19 protein-coding genes are annotated in these 17,637 nt (G+C 44.8%); 17 read left to right on the top strand and 2 right to left on the bottom strand.

All coding sequences use genetic code 11. The features are described 5' to 3' along the window. Window positions 1-83 precede the first annotated feature (83 nt). Genes LRR81_RS14770 through LRR81_RS14800 form a run of 7 tightly spaced genes read left to right on the top strand, consistent with a single transcriptional unit; the run spans window position 84 to window position 5,660 of the window. Complete coding sequence (locus tag LRR81_RS14770; protein WP_231790151.1) at window positions 84-1,058, top strand: ABC transporter substrate-binding protein; 975 nt, start codon at window positions 84-86, stop codon at window positions 1,056-1,058. Then, entirely contained in the window at window positions 1,021-2,055 is a 1,035-nt protein-coding gene (locus LRR81_RS14775) for a FecCD family ABC transporter permease (RefSeq protein ID WP_231790152.1), read from the top strand. Before LRR81_RS14770 ends, LRR81_RS14775 begins: the two co-directional genes overlap by 38 nt. Window positions 2,056-2,069: 14 nt before the next feature. Next, a complete protein-coding gene (locus LRR81_RS14780; protein WP_231790153.1) occupies window positions 2,070-3,296 on the top strand; it encodes a heme ABC transporter ATP-binding protein in 1,227 nt (408 codons plus the stop codon). 4 nt (window positions 3,297-3,300) lie between these two features. Continuing rightward, window positions 3,301-3,870, top strand: coding sequence for a bifunctional adenosylcobinamide kinase/adenosylcobinamide-phosphate guanylyltransferase (locus LRR81_RS14785; RefSeq protein ID WP_231790154.1), 570 nt, complete (start codon window positions 3,301-3,303; stop codon window positions 3,868-3,870). Between the two features lie 5 nt (window positions 3,871-3,875). Beyond that, on the top strand, window positions 3,876-4,658 hold the full coding sequence (gene cobS / locus LRR81_RS14790; protein ID WP_231790155.1) for an adenosylcobinamide-GDP ribazoletransferase: 783 nt from the start codon (window positions 3,876-3,878) through the stop codon (window positions 4,656-4,658). Beyond that, window positions 4,616-5,221: a histidine phosphatase family protein gene (locus tag LRR81_RS14795; protein WP_231790156.1), complete on the top strand. Its 606-nt coding sequence runs from the start codon at window positions 4,616-4,618 to the stop codon at window positions 5,219-5,221. Before cobS ends, LRR81_RS14795 begins: the two co-directional genes overlap by 43 nt. Window position 5,222: 1 nt before the next feature. Then, entirely contained in the window at window positions 5,223-5,660 is a 438-nt protein-coding gene (locus LRR81_RS14800; RefSeq protein ID WP_231790157.1) for a bifunctional adenosylcobinamide kinase/adenosylcobinamide-phosphate guanylyltransferase, read from the top strand. Between the two features lie 347 nt (window positions 5,661-6,007). Here the strand turns inward: LRR81_RS14800 and LRR81_RS14805 are convergent, their stop codons facing one another. Continuing rightward, complete coding sequence (locus LRR81_RS14805; RefSeq protein ID WP_231790158.1) at window positions 6,008-6,811, bottom strand: type II toxin-antitoxin system SpoIISA family toxin; 804 nt, start codon at window positions 6,809-6,811, stop codon at window positions 6,008-6,010. Between the two features lie 257 nt (window positions 6,812-7,068). Here LRR81_RS14805 and LRR81_RS14810 point away from each other — a divergent pair, with 257 nt between their 5' ends. Then, on the top strand, window positions 7,069-7,827 hold the full coding sequence (locus tag LRR81_RS14810; protein ID WP_231790159.1) for a DeoR/GlpR family DNA-binding transcription regulator: 759 nt from the start codon (window positions 7,069-7,071) through the stop codon (window positions 7,825-7,827). Window positions 7,828-7,883: 56 nt separating this feature from the next. Here LRR81_RS14810 and LRR81_RS14815 read toward each other — a convergent pair whose 3' ends face one another. After that, window positions 7,884-8,666: a SurA N-terminal domain-containing protein gene (locus tag LRR81_RS14815; protein ID WP_231790160.1), complete on the bottom strand. Its 783-nt coding sequence runs from the start codon at window positions 8,664-8,666 to the stop codon at window positions 7,884-7,886. Between the two features lie 460 nt (window positions 8,667-9,126). Here LRR81_RS14815 and kduD point away from each other — a divergent pair, with 460 nt between their 5' ends. The 9 genes from kduD to LRR81_RS14860 all read left to right on the top strand — a co-directional run bounded on the left by kduD (window position 9,127) and on the right by LRR81_RS14860 (window position 17,614). Then, window positions 9,127-9,879, top strand: a complete 753-nt coding sequence (kduD, locus tag LRR81_RS14820; protein WP_231790234.1) for a 2-dehydro-3-deoxy-D-gluconate 5-dehydrogenase KduD — start codon at window positions 9,127-9,129, stop codon at window positions 9,877-9,879. Window positions 9,880-9,907: 28 nt separating this feature from the next. Next, window positions 9,908-10,735, top strand: a complete 828-nt coding sequence (gene kduI / locus LRR81_RS14825) for a 5-dehydro-4-deoxy-D-glucuronate isomerase (protein WP_231790161.1) — start codon at window positions 9,908-9,910, stop codon at window positions 10,733-10,735. Window positions 10,736-10,756: 21 nt separating this feature from the next. Further along, window positions 10,757-11,965 carry a glycoside hydrolase family 88 protein gene (locus LRR81_RS14830; RefSeq protein WP_231790162.1) on the top strand — a complete coding sequence of 403 codons (1,209 nt, stop codon included), beginning with the start codon at window positions 10,757-10,759 and terminating at the stop codon, window positions 11,963-11,965. 31 nt (window positions 11,966-11,996) lie between these two features. Further along, entirely contained in the window at window positions 11,997-12,653 is a 657-nt protein-coding gene (locus LRR81_RS14835; protein WP_231790163.1) for a bifunctional 4-hydroxy-2-oxoglutarate aldolase/2-dehydro-3-deoxy-phosphogluconate aldolase, read from the top strand. Between the two features lie 28 nt (window positions 12,654-12,681). Further along, window positions 12,682-14,013 carry an ABC transporter substrate-binding protein gene (locus LRR81_RS14840; RefSeq protein WP_231790164.1) on the top strand — a complete coding sequence of 444 codons (1,332 nt, stop codon included), beginning with the start codon at window positions 12,682-12,684 and terminating at the stop codon, window positions 14,011-14,013. 74 nt (window positions 14,014-14,087) lie between these two features. Continuing rightward, window positions 14,088-15,047, top strand: coding sequence for a carbohydrate ABC transporter permease (locus tag LRR81_RS14845; RefSeq protein ID WP_231790165.1), 960 nt, complete (start codon window positions 14,088-14,090; stop codon window positions 15,045-15,047). Between the two features lie 18 nt (window positions 15,048-15,065). Then, complete coding sequence (locus LRR81_RS14850; RefSeq protein WP_231790166.1) at window positions 15,066-15,884, top strand: carbohydrate ABC transporter permease; 819 nt, start codon at window positions 15,066-15,068, stop codon at window positions 15,882-15,884. Window positions 15,885-15,902: 18 nt separating this feature from the next. Then, window positions 15,903-16,841 (top strand): Gfo/Idh/MocA family protein, encoded by a 939-nt coding sequence (locus tag LRR81_RS14855; protein ID WP_231790167.1) that lies wholly within the window; start codon window positions 15,903-15,905, stop codon window positions 16,839-16,841. Then, window positions 16,838-17,614, top strand: coding sequence for a sugar phosphate isomerase/epimerase family protein (locus tag LRR81_RS14860; RefSeq protein WP_231790168.1), 777 nt, complete (start codon window positions 16,838-16,840; stop codon window positions 17,612-17,614). The genes LRR81_RS14855 and LRR81_RS14860 overlap by 4 nt, the downstream gene beginning before the upstream one ends. The last annotated feature ends 23 nt before the right edge of the window (window positions 17,615-17,637 follow it).

Below are 17,637 nucleotides of genomic sequence, written 5' to 3' on the forward strand. Positions count from 1 at the left end.
GGTGCTTTTTATTTTTTTCTTTGCCATTTCACTATGGCAAATTGAACGGTGCTTTAAAATACCAATCATGCTGGAGGACGAAGATGAAAAAAATTTATTCTATCCTATTACCTCTTTTATTAACGGCAGGAATGCTTGCAGGATGCAATCAGGCTGACCAGAACAGCGGCAGTGACAAGCCTGCTGCTTCTCAAACCGCAGAGAAAGCTTCTTTTCCAGTCACAGTAAAGGATGCTGCCGGAAAAGAAATAACGATCGATAAAGCTCCTGATAAAATTGTGTCGCTTATGCCAAGCAATACAGAAATCGCGTATGACCTGGGGCTGGGCAAAAACATTACGGGTGTTTCTGATTTTGATAATTATCCAGAAGAGGCAATGAAAAAGGAAAAAGTCGGCGATGCCGAAAAGCTGAATGTTGAGAAGATCCTCGGCATGAAACCGGATCTTGTGCTTGCTCACGAATCAAGCTTAAACACTTCAGGCGACAGCCTTGATCAGTTAAGAAACGCAGGAATAAAAGTGCTTGTTGTCAATGATGCCGAAACCTTTGATGAAGTATACAAATCTATTGAATTGATTGGCAAAGCTTCAGGGAAAAGCGAAGAAGCTGCAAAAACTGTCAGACAAATGCAGAATCAAATAGCTGTGATTAAACAAAAAGCGAAATCCATTTCAGCTGAGCAGCAAAAAACGGTGTATGTGGAAGTCTCTCCTGCACCAGATATTTTTACAGCAGGAAAAGGAACGTTTATTGATGAAATTTTAAAAGCCATAGGAGCAAAAAATGCCGCCGAGGATGCCAAGGGCTGGGCTAAGATGACAGAGGAAGCCGCTGTTAAGCTGAACCCGGACAGCATTGTCACAACCTATGGAGACTACATTAAGGACCCGGTGAAACAAATTGAAAGCCGAAAAGGCTGGGAGAGTGTCAGTGCTCTTAAAAATAAAGAAATTTACAATGTGAATTCAGATCAGGTAACAAGACCGGGTCCGCGGCTTGCGGAAGGAGCAGAAGAGCTTGCAAAGATCATCTATCCAGACATTTATAAGAAATAATCTAACCTTTCAATACACCATCTGCGCTGTGCTGTTACTAGCGGCTTTTTTCGCCGCTATCTCAGCAGGCTCGGTTTTTGTGCCGTTTTCTGATATTGTCCGGATTATTTTGCACAGGGGCGGGGCTGTACAAGGCATTGACCCTTCCTTTATCGGCATTGTTTATGAAATTCGTCTCCCCCGGGTTCTTCTTGCTTGTTTAGTTGGAGCTTCTCTTGCACTTGCAGGAGGGGCTTTTCAAGCTTTGCTGAGAAATCCTCTTGCTGATCCCTATACACTTGGCGTTTCATCTGGAGCATCTGTAGGGGCAGTGTCTTCCATTTATTTCGGAATTAATTTTCTCGGCATTTTTACTTTGCCGCTGTTTAGTATTCTTGCCGCTGCTCTTACGATGTTTCTTGTCCTCTTATTCGCGTATGCGGCCCGCAGCAGGACATCTATGGAAACGCTCATTCTGGCAGGTGTAATTGCGAATACATTTCTCGGGTCCTTTATCTCGCTTATTATTGCCTTAACAGGCGATGAGCTGAGGGAGGTTATGAACTGGCTTCTCGGGAGCGTCTCCATGAGAGGATGGCCGTATGTTCAAATGATACTGCCCTTTGTCATCATTGGCTCAGCCGTTCTCTTTCTTCAATCAAGAGAGCTGAATGCTTTTGCATTCGGAGATGAACGGGCGCACAATATCGGCATGAAAGTGAAGAACAAACAAATCACTGTTATTATCGCTGCTTCTGTACTGACAGGAGCTGCAGTGGCTGTATCAGGGGCTGTCGGCTTTGTTGGTCTTGTGATTCCGCATATATGCCGGTTTTTGTTTGGGTCAGATAACAGGCATCTCCTTCCCTTGTCGATGATGGCTGGCGGAGGGCTGCTGATTCTTGCTGATTTATTGGCAAGAACCCTTATTTCTCCAGCAGAACTTCCAATTGGCGTTATCACATCCATCATCGGCGCGCCCGTTTTTGCTGCTATTCTGTTTAGTAATCGAAAATAAAGGAGGAGTGCCGCATGCTGAATCTGGAATCTGTTTCAGGAGGCTATGAAAAAAAAGAGGTCATCGACTCGCTTAGCCTGCATGTTAAAAAAGGTGAATTCTTTGGCATATTAGGCCCGAATGGGAGCGGAAAAACAACGCTGATGAAGCTGATTTCAGGCCTTCTGCCTGTTTCAAAGGGAAGCATCGATTTAAATGGAAAGCCTTTAAAGGATTATAATCCAAAGGAGAGAGCTCAGGTGATGGCTGTGCTGCCCCAGTTGAATCATCTTCCGTTTGATCTCACGGTAAAGGAAACAGTTGCCATGGGAAGGTATCCTTACCAAAAGGGAATTCTGCCAAGGGCAGCCAAAAGAGATAAGGAAGCAGTGGAGAGTGTGATGAAGAAAACAGGCATCCTGCCCTTATCGGACCATTCCATTCACTCCCTGAGCGGCGGCGAGCAGCAGCGGGTTTTTTTAGCACAGGCGCTGGCACAGGAACCCAGTCTGCTGCTTTTGGATGAACCGACAAATCATCTTGATTTAAATTACCAGCATGAGCTGCTGTCATCCTTAAAAAAGACTTCTGCAGAGGAAGGATTAACGGTTATCGCGATCTTTCATGATTTGAACCTGGCAAGCCTTTATTGCGACAGGCTGCTCTTGCTTAAAAGCGGTGCAATAAAAGCCATCGGCCATCCCTATGAGGTGCTGCAGAAAGAATTGATTGAAGCAGTATACGAAACAGAGATAGAAAGACATTATCATCCTCTTCACAGCAGGCCGCAAATACTTTTGAGCGTCAGACCCAGTGAAAACCAGTCACCATTTGAAGGGGAAGCTGCAATAAGTGATCACCACTGTTCATACAAAGCGAATTTTCCCATGAAAACGCTATCAACTTCTAGTGGAGAAGGGTTCGGCTGGTACACTGATTTTATATTCGGCACGGATTTTGCTGCACTGCCAAATGGGAACACGCTGATTTTACGTAATGAAGGAACAGTCAGGCATGAAAAAATAGGAAACACTGATTTGTTTGAGGCAGAGGAGCAAAATGAGGTTCACTTATATGTTTTGATTGATGGCTTGCTGACAGACAGCCAATACTTTCAAACAGTTATTCAGGCAGTGCAGCACTATACGGTGAAATACGGCACATCGAAAAAAATAGAGGTTCTTCTGGCATCTTCACAAATAAAAAAAACCGCTGATGGCAGCTTGGAAGCAGTGCTGAAGCGTTTTATAACCGGAGGATAGCAGCATGCTGATTTTTGTATCAGGCGGGGTAAGAAGCGGCAAGAGCACGTTTGCGGAAGAGCTCGCTATGAAATCAGATGCGGATCATCTCATCTGCCTTGCGACAAGCAGGGCAGCAGATTCTGAAATGGCAGAACGCATCGCAAGGCATAAGCAGGAGCGCGCAAAAGCGGAAAGAGAGTGGCGCACCATTGAGAAGGAAACAGCGATCGGCAGCCTTGCCGGAAGCTTTACAAAACAAGATGCTGTACTGCTTGATTGTCTGACAGTTCTAGCTTCAAATGAGCTGTTTGCAGGCAAGGGGCCAAAAAGGGAAAAGGAAGCTGTTTTTTCGGATATGATACAGGACCTTTCTTCCCTCAGCAGGGCCTGTCATACATTTATTATTGTATCAAATGAAGTTTTCGAGGAGCCGCCAGTCTATAACGGAAGCTCAGTGCGGCAGTATCTTTCCTTGCTTGGAAGCCTTCATCAAAAAATTGTAAAAATGGCGGATGCAGCCTATCTTGTTGAAAACGGCATGCCGCTCATTAAAAAAGCGCCAAGAGCATCGAATGACGAACACAGGAGCTGAAGCAGATGAAAAACAGTATGGCGGGATTTTTCCTTTCCCTGCAATTTTTTACGTCGATCCCGATTAAAAGAAAACTGGGAATGAACAGCAGCAGAGTGTACAGCATGCTGCAGAGCCTGCCTTTGATCGGATTGGTTCTTGGAGGCATAACGGCTGTTCTGCTGTATATTCTTGCCTCTTATACCCCTTTGTCTCCTTTAGCGTGCGCCTTTATCATCTGGCTCTTTCCGATCCTTTTGACAGGAGGGCTTCACCTTGACGGGTGGATGGATGCCTGTGATGCTTATTTTTCCTATAGGGACAGGGAAAAGCGGCTGGAGATTATGAAGGATCCGAGAACAGGAGCTTTTGGCGTTCTTTCCGTTCTCATCCTGCTTTTTGCAAAGTTTCTTTTTATTTATGAAAGCATTCAGCAATTGGCGCCTGCAGGCTATGCCCTGCTTATTATCATCCCTGTTTTATCACGGGCTGTGACAGGGAGGCTCTTGATCAGCCTGCCCCCAGCAAGAGAAGAAGGAATTGCCTTCTTTTTTCACAGCACTCTTAAAGACAGGCGAACTGCCTTTTTACATAGCGGATGCTTGCTCTTTTTAATTGCCGCCAGCTTTTTTCTGCATCTTCTCTCTTTTTTTCTCCTTGGGGCAGCAGCAATCTTTTTATTGGCAAAAAGGTTTATTATCCGCGAATTCGGAGGAATGACCGGGGACACGTTAGGAGCTTGTCTTGAAGGAGGAGAATGTTTGCTATGGATGATGCTGTGGCTGTTTCATTATGGAGGCATGGTCTGACAGAAAAAAATAAGCAGCATGCTTATTGCGGCTGGCTTGACGAACCGCTAGCGGAAGAGGGCATCCTGCGTCTTAAACATCAGCGCCAGGAAAAGCCTGAGCTGCTTTATACGAGTGATTTGAAGCGGTGCATTCAGACTGCTGCCTTCCTTTATCCGGAAACCAGGCCTGTTCTTTTAACGAATTTGAGAGAAATGAATTTCGGTGACTGGGAAGGAAAAACCTACGAGGAGTTAAAGCATTCGGAGAACTATCAGAGATGGCTTGCTGATCCTTTTTCAGAGGTGCCGCCTTCAGGGGAAAGCATGCAGGTTTTTTCTGAAAGGGTGTCAGAAGGCTGGGAGTCCATACGTGAAGCTGTCTTGGCAGAAGATGCCGCGTCTGCAGCCATTGTTTCCCATGGAGGGGTGATCAGAAGCCTGCTTACGCTTCTTTCTGAAAATAAAAAGGCATTTTGGGAGTGGAGACTGTCTCCTGGAGCTGGATATAAACTGTATTTTCAAAAGCAGCCTGCGTTCCGGCTGGCTGCCATAGAAGAAATCAAACTTGAACAGGGGAAATAACATGCACTTTATTACAGGCGGGGCCTATAACGGGAAAAGAAAATGGGTAAAGGAGCAGTATCACCTCTTAAGATTTGAGACATTATGGCTCTCAGCCTATCAGAATGATTCCTTAGCTGTTCCCTTTAAAGAGAAAACAGTCATTGAAGGGATGGAACGGTATATTAAAAAGAAGGCTGATGAAGACAAGGAAAAGGCATTGGCCTATTTCAGCCTGCTGCTGTCAGAATGGAACCAATGGGAAAAAGAAGATCCGAAAAGGCAGCTTCTCCTTATTGGCTGCGATATAACAAAGGGCATCGTGCCGATGGAGCAGGAAAACAGAGCGTGGAGAGATCTGACAGGCTGGGTTTACCAGGAGATTGCGAGGGTATCTGATCGGGTGGATATCATCTGGTATGGCATTTCGCAAACGATAAAAGGAGGGGAAGGACAGTAAAACGGTCTTATTATGTATTGATACAGGGCTGGGCAATGGGAGCGGCGAGGTCCTGCGGGCTGGACTCAACCAATAAAGGGTATCTGTCCTGCTGATAAAATAAAAATACACCGCAGGCTGCCATTGCCATCCAATCAGCAAATGCTAGGCCTTTTTCAGGTTTTTCAAAAGCTTTAGCAGCTTTTGGTTTTCCTCAGAGACTTTATAGCCCATATTTGAGGTAGTCACCTTTTTTGGCTTTTTTGAATTGAATTTGTTTTCCTTACTCATCACTGATCGCTCCTCGCAAGAAATCTGCTCACTTATCTATATGAAAAAAGAAGGAAAAGCAACACTCCTTAAAGGAATCAGCGAGTATCGCTTTTGTCGAATGGTGACGGCAGCTTCCAATCAAACATGCTGACTAAATTAACAAGATGAATCGCGTCAATCTCCATGATCGGTCCCTTATTTGCTGACAGAACAATCAGATAGGAGTAATGGCTGTAGATGGGTATTAAAACGATTTTGTCCTCATCAAATGAAATCGTTTGGGCATGAGCCAAATTTTCTGTTACATCTTCTTTATTCGGAATATCTATATTGTAGATGTTCTCCGTGCTGCTGAGAATCTGGATAATGCCTTCATCAAAAGTATGCTCTTCTGTATCAGCGAGCTCATATATCCGGAAATCGAAATCAAACTGGCTGGTATATTGCTGGATGATAAAAGTCAGCTGCCTTTCATAGTCTTTAAATGAGGCTATTGGATCAGCCTCATTTGTCATCCATTCTCCTTCTTGTACGAGAAACGAAAACACACTGGATTTTCTCCGCATAAAAGAAATCGTTTTTTCATTCTGCGTGATGGTTTTTTCTATCAAATCGGTATGCTGGAATTCAGCAGAGCCAATCTTCTGTATGTTCGGTGTCTGAAAGATGGCTAAATCAATAAATACAATAAATCCTGCTGCCTTGAGGAGAAGCTGCCAATCTGAAAAAGCGATAGAATGAGTGATAGAACCGATAATAATGCCGATGCAAAAAAGAGCATAGAGGCTTTTGCGGAACAAGCCAAGGTGCATGCTGTAAACCACTTGGTAACGAATATAAAAAAAGAGGCTTAGTAAAATAAACACCAGAACAGCAAGCAAAAACAGCTCGGTGAACATGGAATCCCCCTCTATAAATCCCTTTGTCTTTTATCCTATTGAAAAAATGAAACCATTATGATCAGGAAAAAATGAACCCGCTTACAAAAAAGATTGGAGTGGCAGACAGCAGGCGGACGCCTAAGTACTGCAATCAACATCCAAATTTAACAGACCAAAAAAATAAAAAATTTTTAATAAAATGTGATCCAAAAAGGAAAATCTATCGTTTTAATAGAAAGAAAATAGATTAGCTCCAAGAGAGAGAGGGAGAATCCATGCATTTCATTGAAAGACACGAAGAAATCCTGCGGAGGCTTGAGCAGGAAAAAATGATAAAAGTAACAGACCTGAGCGAAGCTTTTCAAGTAACAGAAAAGACCATTCGCCAGGACTTGATTGCTCTTGAAAAAAGAAGTCTGCTGAAGCGGATTTATGGAGGAGCCGTGCTCCCTGATAACGGCAACATTCTTCCAATTGCGTTAAGGCAGCAAAAATACGGCACTGAAAAGAAAAGCATCGCCAAAGCGGCGCTTGCTGCTATCAAAGAAGAAGATACCATTCTCCTTGATGGAGGGAGCACCATTATAGAGCTCGCCAAGATGCTTGGCGAATTTCCGGTTACAGTAATCACCAATGATATAAAAATTGCCAATATACTTGTCGCACAGGAAAAAATACAGCTGCTGATGCTGGGCGGTTTGAAAATTCCTGCTTCTGCTACGCTTTACGGCCCGCTTTCCAAGCAGGCACTAGAAAGACTGCGTGTCAACAAGCTTTTTCTCGGCACAACAGGAATTGATCTGGAACACGGCCTGACGGTTTTCAACAGCTTTCATGCTGATTATAAAAAGAGCATCATCGAAGTGGCAGACCACATCACACTGCTTGCCGATCACACGAAATTCGGACAAACGGCACTCATCAAGTTCGCCGAAATGCAGGACATCGATGAATTGATTACAAATGCAGAGCTGAACAGCCGTTATCAAAAGAGGCTGGAAGAGCTGCAGCTGCCTGTTACTTTTGCTGAATGAGAAAACAAAAAAGGCGCACCGGATAACATCCGCTGCGCCTTTTCCTTTTGTCAGGATTATATTTTCACTTCGATTTTTGCGTTCTTTTTCAAGCCTTCAACAATCTGGCTCAGTTTTTCCTGTTTCTTTTGCTGCTGTATCTGCTGCTGAATTTGGGGCTTTACTTCCTCAAGCTTCGGCAGTTTTTGGCCTTGGGCCTGCTGGGAGTACTGGTCATAATACTTTTTAATTTCCTCGTCTGTTACTTTTTCAGCATGGACTTCTTTATCCATATATTTTGTAAACTTAATGCTGTCCGCCATCTGCTGATTCAGTTTTTTCATATCCATGCCCTGCTGCTTCATGGCAGCTTCCAGCTTGTCCTGGCCTTTATATTGCTGTTTCAGCTGTTCCATTTGCTTTGTGATCTCTGTTTTGGAAGCTTTATAGCCTTTTTTATCTGCTTCCTGAAGCAGCAGCGTCTGGCCGACAAGGGATTCAATCGTCTGGTCCTTCACCTGCTTGGCTGCTTCATCTGAAGTCGGATCCTGCCCCATCTGCTGCATCTGCATCTGAGTGGAGGAAAGGGCTGTATTGTAGTCGCTGCCCAAAATGGCTTTTCCATTCACAAGGGCGACTGTTTTTTTATCGTCTACTTTTTGCTTTTCCATTTTCTTCTGCATAGCTTCAGCTTGCTGCTGCTGTTCTTTTTGCTGCTTTGTCTGATCCTGCTGTCCGCTGCTTTCAGCTGTTTTTGCCTTGTTTTCTTTTTCTGCGCTTTTCGTATCACCATTAGCTCCGCATGCGGCAAGGGAAAGCGTCATCACGCCGGCAGCAAGAGTGTATAAGATTTTTTTCATTGTTAGTCTCCTTTCAAAATATGGATCAATGAATTTAAGGCTTTGTTAAATTTGGCTGATGATTTTAGTAGGCAGTCTCACCTTATAATGCTCCCGCAGGATGCGCAAAAAATTCTTTAACACAGCCAAAAATTAAAAAGTAACCTAGTGGGCATTGTATCGAAATAAAAGAAAAAAAGAAACCTTGAACACGTATTTCCTCAATTTGTAACAGGAATGAAATATGATCTTTACTGTTTCTATCCTTGTTTTTCACCATGCATACAAAACTTATCAAGGCCGCAAAAAATGAGCAAGCCGAAGTTCTCTTCTAAACATGTTTTTTGAAATTTCTAAAAACTGCTAGAAAACTGGAAATTATTGTGTTAATATAAACAAAACGAACGCAAGTATACTTTAAATAAACTAGAATATGATGTTAATGGGAAAAAAGGAGGCGTTAAAAATTATACCAAATGATATGAATCTGTTTTCTCTCCAAGGAAAAACAGTGCTGCTCACAGGTGCGAGCAGGGGGCTGGGCAGGGGAATGGCTGCTGCCATGGCTGCTGCCGGGGCTGATATCATTGGAGCGGGAATCAGCCCGATGGAGGAAACAAGACATGATGTAGAAGAAGCTGGCACTGCCTTCTATTCCATCAGCTGCGACCTGTCTGATGAGCAGGAGAGAAGCCATCTGATTGGCAAGGCGCTGGCTTGTACAGGGAAAATTGATGTTCTTGTTAATAATTCAGGCATCATCAGAAGAGCGCAGGCAGAGGAATATACGCTCACTGATTGGCATGACGTGCTGAATGTAAATTTGGATGCCGTGTTCCTCCTTTGCCGGGAGGCTGGAAAACATATGATTGAAAGAGGATCAGGCAAAATCATCAATATTGCTTCAATGCTGTCGTTTCAGGGCGGTATAAAGGTGCCTGCTTACACCGCGAGCAAGCATGCCATTGCTGGCCTCACCAAAGCACTTGCCAACGAGTGGGCGGGAAAAGGTGTCTGTGTGAACGCGATTGCCCCGGGATATATGGCTACAGATAATACAGAAGCATTGAGAAATGACCCTGACCGCAGCTCTTTTATTAAATCGCGGATTCCAATGGGGCGATGGGGAGAGCCTGCTGATCTGGCTGGTCCCGCTGTTTTTCTTGCATCAGAAGCTTCCAATTATGTAAGCGGTCACATACTGGCGGTAGATGGAGGATGGCTGAATTACTAGAATGCTATTTTGAAAGGGAGGAAGTACAGTGGAAACAAGGCACTGCACAAGCAGCAATGAAATGAAGCGTTTGACAACGGATGAATTAAGGAATGCATTTCTTGTAGAGTCATTGTTTGCCGAAAATGAAGTGAAACTAACCTATACCCATGAGGACAGAATGGTTTTCGGAGGGGCTTTACCTGCTGGAAAAGCTCTGAAGCTTGAGGAAGAGGAGCTGAAGACCGCTTTTTTCCTGGAAAGAAGAGAACTCGGAATCATTAATATCGGCGGAAGCGGATCAGTCACTGTAGACGGTGAATCTTATTTTCTTGATGAAAAAGATGGCCTTTATGTTGGCAAAGGAAAAAAAGAAGTGCTGTTTGAAAGTGCAAACGGAGAGAAGCCGGCCAAATTTTATTTAATGTCAACCCTCGCCCATAAAGAATATCCAACAGCTAAAATCGGCATCAAAGAAGCATCACCGGTTCACCTCGGGGATGAAAAAAATTCCAATAAGCGGACGATTTATAAATATATTCATGAAGGCGGCATTGAAAGCTGCCAGCTGATGATGGGCATGACGCTGCTTGCGCCGAATTGCATGTGGAACACGATGCCCGCACATCTGCATGACAGGCGTTCTGAAATTTATTTATACTTCGATATGCAGGAGGATACAAGAGTTTTTCATTTCATGGGGGAACCGGATGAAACAAGACATCTTGTGATGCGCAATGAGCAGGCAGCGATTTCCCCGAGCTGGTCTATTCATTCAGGCATCGGCACGAGCAACTATACCTTTATCTGGGGAATGGCTGGAGAAAACTATTCCTTCGAGGATCAGGAACCGGTGGATATGAAAGAGTTAAAATAGCACGGTAAAGGAGCAGGATGAATGAAGAACATTATTGACGAAGGAAGAAAGTTTCCGCTGCCGCTGTCATCAGCTGACACAGCTTTTGCGGCTGATGCAATAAGTGCAGCTGTGAAGAAAACAGAAGCAAACCTTGCCAAGTTTACGGGCCTGTTTCCGGATGATACAACAATAGGCAACGTGTATCATCACAGAGAGCCTCAGTTGCCAGGGCAGTCAAAAGGGGGAAATTTCGGCTGGACGACGAGCTTTTGGACTGGCATTCTCTGGCTTTCCTATGAGCTTTCAGGTGAGGAAAAGTTCAGAAAGGCCGCAGAGGAACAAGTGGAGAGCTTTTATAAAAGAATAGTAGAAAAAGAGGATTGCGAGCATCATGACCTAGGGTTTCTTTATACCCTTTCCTGTGTTTCAGCCTACAAGCTGACAGGCAGTGAAAAGGGCAGGGAAGCAGCCCTTCTCGCGGCAGACCATCTGATGGGAAGGTATTTTGAAAAGGCACGCATCATCCAGGCATGGGGCAATCTTGATGATCCGCTTCAGCGCGGCAGGATTATTATCGACTGCTTAATGAATCTGCCTCTTCTTTATTGGGCAAGCGAGGAAACGGGCATCAGCAAATACAGGGAAGCAGCGGCGGCCCATGCGGAAAATGCGCTGAAATGCATTGTAAGAGAAGATGCTTCAACCTTTCATACTTTCTTTTTTGATCCTGAAACAGGTGCAGCGAAGTTTGGAAAAACACATCAGGGCTATGGCGACGGCTCCTGCTGGGCTCGGGGGCAGGCGTGGGGAGTGTACGGGTTTCCGCTTAGTTTTCTGTATACAGACAATCCTGAATTTATGGCAATGGCAGAAAAACTCGCCAATTATTTTCTGAACAGAACACCTGAAGATGGGGTCGTGTACTGGGATTTAGTCTTTTCAGATGCAGATGGAGAGGAAAAGGACAGCTCTGCTTCTGCGATCGCTGCCTGCGGGCTTCTTGAAATGGCAAAGCATGCAGAAAATGAGGAAAGCAGGCAATATTTTCAACATGCAGGCACTATCATTCTCAAGAACCTTTATGAAAAATATTCAACAGCTAAAATTCCAGAATCAAATGCACTGCTTCTTCACAGTGTGTATGCCAAGCCTGAAAACCTTGGCGTAGATGAAGCTTCTTTATGGGGAGATTACTTTTACCTAGAAGGTCTTGCAAGGCTGAAAAAGGATTGGAAGCCTTACTGGTAGGGCTATAAAGTCAGGGAAGGGAGGTGAAAATGTGTCGCTGATTGAGGCGGAAAGCCTGGCAGACTATGGGGTGGCAGCTATTTTAAGAAATATTCCAATGGATAAAATGAAGCCGCTCGCTGACGCTGTTGTTGAAGGAGGCGTCAGGCTGCTGGAGGTAACACTTGATACAAAAGGGGCTTTCAGCCTTATTCAACAGCTGTCAGAAACCTTTCAGGGAAAAGCGGTTATTGGGGCCGGAACTGTTCTGGATGAAGCTTCGGCAAGGACCGCTATCAAGTGCGGAGCCCGTTTTATCGTATCTCCGCACAGCGATGAACGGGTGATTCAGGCAGCAAAAGAGGAAGGCGGCCTATCTGTTGCAGGTGCTTTTACTCCTACGGAAATAATGGATGCCATTCGGTATGGGGCAGATGCCGTTAAGCTTTTTCCAGCGGCTTTTGCCGGCCCTGCCTACATCAGGCAGATCCGGACGCCGCTGCCAAGGATTCCAATTATGGTAACGGGGGGTATACACCTATCCAACATGGCAGCTTTTCTTCAGGCAGGAGCCGATTTTGTCGGAGTGGGAAGCTGTCTTTATACAGATGAACTTCTAAATCCAGCAGGCTATATAACCATTGCTGAAAATGCAAGAAAGCTTACAGAGAAATTTTCCGCAGAAAAACGAACACCAATAAATAACTGAATATTCGGATAAAAAGGGGAGAAAGACGATGAAAATGAAAAAATGGGCTGGCCTTGCCATTACCTCCATGCTTGCTGCGAGTATGCTGCTTTCCGGATGCACCTCTTCCTCTACGGGCGCAAAAGGGGGAAAAACAGAGCTTACACTCGGCTACTACTCTTCAGGATCCACAGATGCCACGATGAATGAAATCATCACAGAGTTTGAAAAAAACAACCCCGATGTCAAAATCAAAACGGTCACAGCCCCTTACGGCCAGTTTTTCCAAAAGCTTGATACTCAGATTGCCGGAGGAAAGCAGCCGGATCTGTGGCTTTCAGATGGTGTCCTTGTTTCCAAGTTTTCAGAAAGGGGAGCCATTAAAGACCTGACAAAGTATATAGACAAGGATTTGAAGAAGGAAGATTATTACGGTCTTGAATTTGATAAAGACAATGACGGCAAGTATTGGGGAGTTCCTTCCGGCATTCAGGTAGGTGCGCTCTTCTACAATAAAGACATGTTTGATAAAGCAAAAGTGCCCTATCCGTCAGATAACTGGACATGGGATGACTTGAAGAGTGCTGCAGCCAAGCTGACCATTGACTCTGGCGGCAAAACAGCAGATGAGGCAGGCTTCAAGAAAGATTCCATAAAGCAGTACGGCTATTCATTTTTCAATATTACAGAAGGATGGTTTCCCATTCTGAAAGCATTCGGCGGAAGCGTCCTTGACCCTTCCCTTGAAAAGTCTGCTGTAAACTCACCGGAAAATAAGAAGGCGCTGGATTGGATTGTGGACGGAATGAAGAGAGGCGTTATCATTGATCCTTCTGATCTCGAAAGCTTCCAGAGTCCGTTTACACCATTCCCAAGCGGCAGTGCAGCAATGGTCACAGGAATTTATGTGAGAACGCTTGCTGCAAATGAAGCGCACTTAAATTATGATGTCGCTCCGCTTCCAAAAGGGCCTGACGGCAAGCGCTTCTCGCCGATCATCGCCAACTCATGGGTAATCAGCAGCAAAACGGATGCTAAAAAAGAAGAAGCTGCATGGAAGTGGATCAAAAACTGGGCGACAAATGATGGAGTGCAGCAAAAATGGGCGAACCTCGGAGAATCTGTGCCGGTGAAAAAATCCGTCGCCCAATCGGATAAATTCCTGAAATCAGGCACTCCGCCGGAGCACAAAAAAGTGTTCCTTGATGCTGTCAGCTATGCTGGAACACTTGATACGAATGCGGTCTGGACTGAATGGAACCAGAAGTTTACTGACACGGTCTACCCTGCCTTCCGCGGTGAAACTTCAACTGATCAGGCGCTGCAAAAAGCAGACACGGAAATTCAGCAGGTTCTGGACAATTTTTATAATAAAAAGTAAGTCCTTGCTGCCTCTGCTCTATCTGAACAGAGGCAGCATCTCTAATGAGAGATTGGGAAAGAAAGGAGAAAGATATGGAGCAGCAGCTGAAAAAACAAACCTATGCCGCAGACGTGCTTATAAAGAAGAAACGAAAACCTTTTCTCAAGTCTGAAGGAGTTTTTGGACTGGCGATGGTGTTTCCTTATCTTATTCATTTTATCTTTATTGCCATCACCTTTGCCGCTTCGCTCTATTTCAGCTTTACGAACTATGATCTGCTGAATCCTCCAGAATGGGCCGGTGCTGAAAATTATGACAAGATGATTCATGAGCCGCTGTTTTGGAAGTCTTTCTGGAATACCATCTATTTTTCCGTACTGTTTGTCCCGTGCCAGACGCTTTTGGCTCTCGTTCTCGCATCGGCTCTGAACCAGCAGCTGAAAGGCTTGAAATTGTTCCGCATGGCTCATTTTCTGCCGGTGATTTCCTCTTGGGCTGTCATTAACTATGTGGCCGATGCCATCTTTAATCCCCGTTTCGGCACAGCCAACAGCTTGCTTGTACAGCTTGGGCTGCCGGCTCAAAAGTGGCTTAATGATGAACATCTGGTTATCCCGCTCCTCGTTGGCGTGGCGGTCTGGAAAGGAGTCGGCTACATGATGGTCATTTTCCTCGCAGGCCTGCAGAATATATCCGGTGAGCTTTATGAAGCAGCAGATATAGATGGTGCAGGAACCTTCCGGAAATTCACTAAAATAACCATGCCGCTGATCTCAGGCACAACCTTTCTTGTGCTGATCCTCTCAACCATCTCTACTTTCCAGGCGTTTGAACAAATTTACGTCATGACAGGCGGGAATTATGACATCAGCCAGATGGGCGGTCCGAATAATGCCAGCATGGTGCTGATGCTGTATTTGTATAGAGAAGGATTTTCCTTTTTAAACATGGGCTACGCGTCAGCTATCGCCTGGTCGCTTTTCCTAATACTCTTACTGCTTACTGGAATTCAGCTGCTCGTACAGAAAAAATGGGTTTTTTACGATAAATAGCGGAAGGAGGAAAAATACATGAAGAAAAAGTTCAAATGGTTCAGCTATCTTCTCATAGCCATCAGTTCCCTTGTTATGGTTTTACCATTCCTGACAGCTGTATTCAACTCGCTCAAAAGCTTTCAGCAATATACAAAGGTGCCGCCTGACTGGCTTCCGAATCCTGTGCAGTGGAGCAATTATCCTGATGTGCTGCAAATGTCCAATTTTGGCCAGTTTACATGGAACAGTATCATTGTTTCAGTGCTTTCCATTATTGGAGCGGTTTTATCAAGCTCAATGATTGCTTACGCCTTTGCAAGGCTTGACTTTCCATTTCGGAACTCTTTGTTTGCTATTGTGCTTGGGACAATGATGATTCCTCCTGTTGTAACCATCATCCCGCAATTTATCATTTTTAAGCAGCTGGGCATGCTTGACACCTTGACGCCTTTGTGGATACTTGAGTGGGTCGGCCAGCCTTTCGGCATCTTTCTAATGCGCCAGGCTTTCCTGAATATTCCGAAGGATTATGAGGAAGCAGCAAAGCTTGATGGCTGCAATCCATTTCAGACGTTCTGGAAAATCTTTATGCCGATGGCTAAGCCCCACTTGGCTACACTGGCCATTTTTACATTTATGACCAAATGGAACGAGATACTCGCTCCCTCGATTTTCCTGACGTCCAAAGAAAATTTCACGCTTCCGATGGGCGTTCTGTCTCTGGCAGGGCAGTGGTACGGCAACGAACAGTATATGATTGCAGCTGCATTAATGAGCTTAGTGCCGATTCTGATTGTTTTCCTCTTTGCTGAAAAGTATTTTGTCAGAGGAGCGAATTCGTCCGGCATTAAATAAGAGGGGAGTCAGTCGCTCGTGAAAGTGAAAACAGTGGTGATCGGGGCAGGCGGTATTTTTCCTTTTCATGCCTCAGCTATGAAGGAAGCAGGCGGATTTGAGCTTGCTGCCGTATGCGAGCTGCATGCAGAAAAGCGTTCAGCAATAACACTAGGCGTTCCCCTTTATTCCCGCTTTGAAGAAATGCTTGAGGCGGAGAAACCCGATCTCTGCGTCATCTGTCTGCCTCATCATCTCCATGAGCCATGTGCTGCTGCATGCCTGCAGGCAGGCTCTCACGTACTGCTTGAAAAGCCTATGGCTAAAACTGTGCAGGAATGCGACCGCCTGATCAGCCTTGCTGACTCCATGGGGCTGCATTTATTTGTCGCGCACACACAAAAATACAGGCCGGAAATAAAGATGGCAAGGCAGCTGGCAGATAGCGGCAAGCTCGGAAGACTGATTGGAATACAGGATAAAAGAAGCCTGCCTTATTTTTTAAACCGCCCGGAATGGTTTTTTGATCAGAAGAAATCAGGAGGCGGAATCCTGATGAACCTTGGAGGCCATTCATTAGAAAGGATTTTATATTTATCAGGAACAGGTGTCTCAATCCTAAGCTCTTATCTGTCTTTCAGTGTCAAAGAAGTAGAGGGTTCAGCGCTTCTTATAATGGAAACCGATACAGGTGTTCCTGCCTCTGTTTTTTTAAACGGCTATGCTTATGAGCATGAAGAAGAAACACAGCTGTTTTTTACTGAGGGCTCTATTCGCATTGTTCCCGGGAAGTTTATTTTGATCAAGAGCATGGAGGAAGAAAAGCAGATCTCATTTAATGAAGAAAATCATTTTATCCCTCTATATCAAGGTATGGGGACTGTGTTCAAAAAGCATGATGCACCTCTTACAGGCAAAGAAGGAAAAGAAATCCTCCAGCTGATCGAAACCTCCTATAAAAAGGCGCATTTCCTATGAGGGATATTCCTCTCAGCCTGTGCTCCACAGGATTTAAAGAGCTTTCGGCAGAAGAAGTGATAGCAGCAGCGAGTCAGTGCAGACTTGATGGCATTGAATGGTGGATGGGCCATTTAAAAAATCAAAACCTCTCAAAAGTTGAAGAAAATCATAAAAAGAATGGCCTTGCCATACCGATTCTCAGTGAATATACATCCTTCTCAAAAGGAGAAGAAGCATGCCAGCAGGATGTGAAAAAGGTACAAGAAGCTTTTTTGGCTGCAGAGCAGCTGCAAGTGCCTTTCATTCGTATCTTTGCAGGGCATCAGCCTAGCAGAGACACGGGAAAAGAGGAAAGAAGGGCTGTGGCAGAAGCCCTACGGGAGCTTTGCAGTGAAGGGAAAAAATACGGGGTAAAGCTTGTGCTTGAAACGCACAATCATACTTTGGCAGACGATGCGGACTCCATCGCACAGCTCGTAAAGGAGGTGAATTCTCCATCACTGTGCCTGCTGTATGATCCGTTTAATTTTTTGGTGGATAAAAAAGACCCGCGGGAAGTATTGAAGCTTCAAGATGCCTGTATCGTTCATGTTCACTTGAAAAATCTTCTATGGAATCATGACTGCTGGGACTTAAGCAAAGAAACGGACGTTTACAGCGGAGATCTTGATATGCTGACGGTTTTGGCCATGCTTCAGGAATTGAACTACTCAGGATTTTATTCCCTTGAATACTTTGGGAAAAATAAAGTCCGCCTCATACATGAATCAGCATTGCTGCTCAAAAAATAGAAATAGAAAAGCCGGTGAGCGGG

The sequence above is a fragment of the Metabacillus kandeliae genome (assembly GCF_021166585.1).
In the GTDB taxonomy this organism is placed as follows: domain Bacteria; phylum Bacillota; class Bacilli; order Bacillales; family Bacillaceae; genus Metabacillus_B; species Metabacillus_B kandeliae.

Bases quoted from the DNA above. Each gene is read 5' to 3' on its own strand.
- LRR81_RS14770 (WP_231790151.1), top strand. From the start codon at position 84: ATGAAAAAAATTTATTCTATCCTATTACCTCTTTTATTAACGGCAGGA.
- LRR81_RS14780 (WP_231790153.1), top strand. From the start codon at position 2,070: ATGCTGAATCTGGAATCTGTTTCAGGAGGCTATGAAAAAAAAGAGGTC.
- LRR81_RS14785 (WP_231790154.1), top strand. From the start codon at position 3,301: ATGCTGATTTTTGTATCAGGCGGGGTAAGAAGCGGCAAGAGCACGTTT.
- cobS (WP_231790155.1), top strand. From the start codon at position 3,876: ATGAAAAACAGTATGGCGGGATTTTTCCTTTCCCTGCAATTTTTTACG.
- LRR81_RS14795 (WP_231790156.1), top strand. From the start codon at position 4,616: ATGGATGATGCTGTGGCTGTTTCATTATGGAGGCATGGTCTGACAGAA.
- LRR81_RS14800 (WP_231790157.1), top strand. From the start codon at position 5,223: ATGCACTTTATTACAGGCGGGGCCTATAACGGGAAAAGAAAATGGGTA.
- LRR81_RS14805 (WP_231790158.1), bottom strand. From the start codon at position 6,811: ATGTTCACCGAGCTGTTTTTGCTTGCTGTTCTGGTGTTTATTTTACTA.
- LRR81_RS14810 (WP_231790159.1), top strand. From the start codon at position 7,069: ATGCATTTCATTGAAAGACACGAAGAAATCCTGCGGAGGCTTGAGCAG.
- LRR81_RS14815 (WP_231790160.1), bottom strand. From the start codon at position 8,666: ATGAAAAAAATCTTATACACTCTTGCTGCCGGCGTGATGACGCTTTCC.
- kduD (WP_231790234.1), top strand. From the start codon at position 9,127: ATGAATCTGTTTTCTCTCCAAGGAAAAACAGTGCTGCTCACAGGTGCG.
- LRR81_RS14830 (WP_231790162.1), top strand. From the start codon at position 10,757: ATGAAGAACATTATTGACGAAGGAAGAAAGTTTCCGCTGCCGCTGTCA.
- LRR81_RS14840 (WP_231790164.1), top strand. From the start codon at position 12,682: ATGAAAATGAAAAAATGGGCTGGCCTTGCCATTACCTCCATGCTTGCT.
- LRR81_RS14845 (WP_231790165.1), top strand. From the start codon at position 14,088: ATGGAGCAGCAGCTGAAAAAACAAACCTATGCCGCAGACGTGCTTATA.
- LRR81_RS14850 (WP_231790166.1), top strand. From the start codon at position 15,066: ATGAAGAAAAAGTTCAAATGGTTCAGCTATCTTCTCATAGCCATCAGT.
- LRR81_RS14860 (WP_231790168.1), top strand. From the start codon at position 16,838: ATGAGGGATATTCCTCTCAGCCTGTGCTCCACAGGATTTAAAGAGCTT.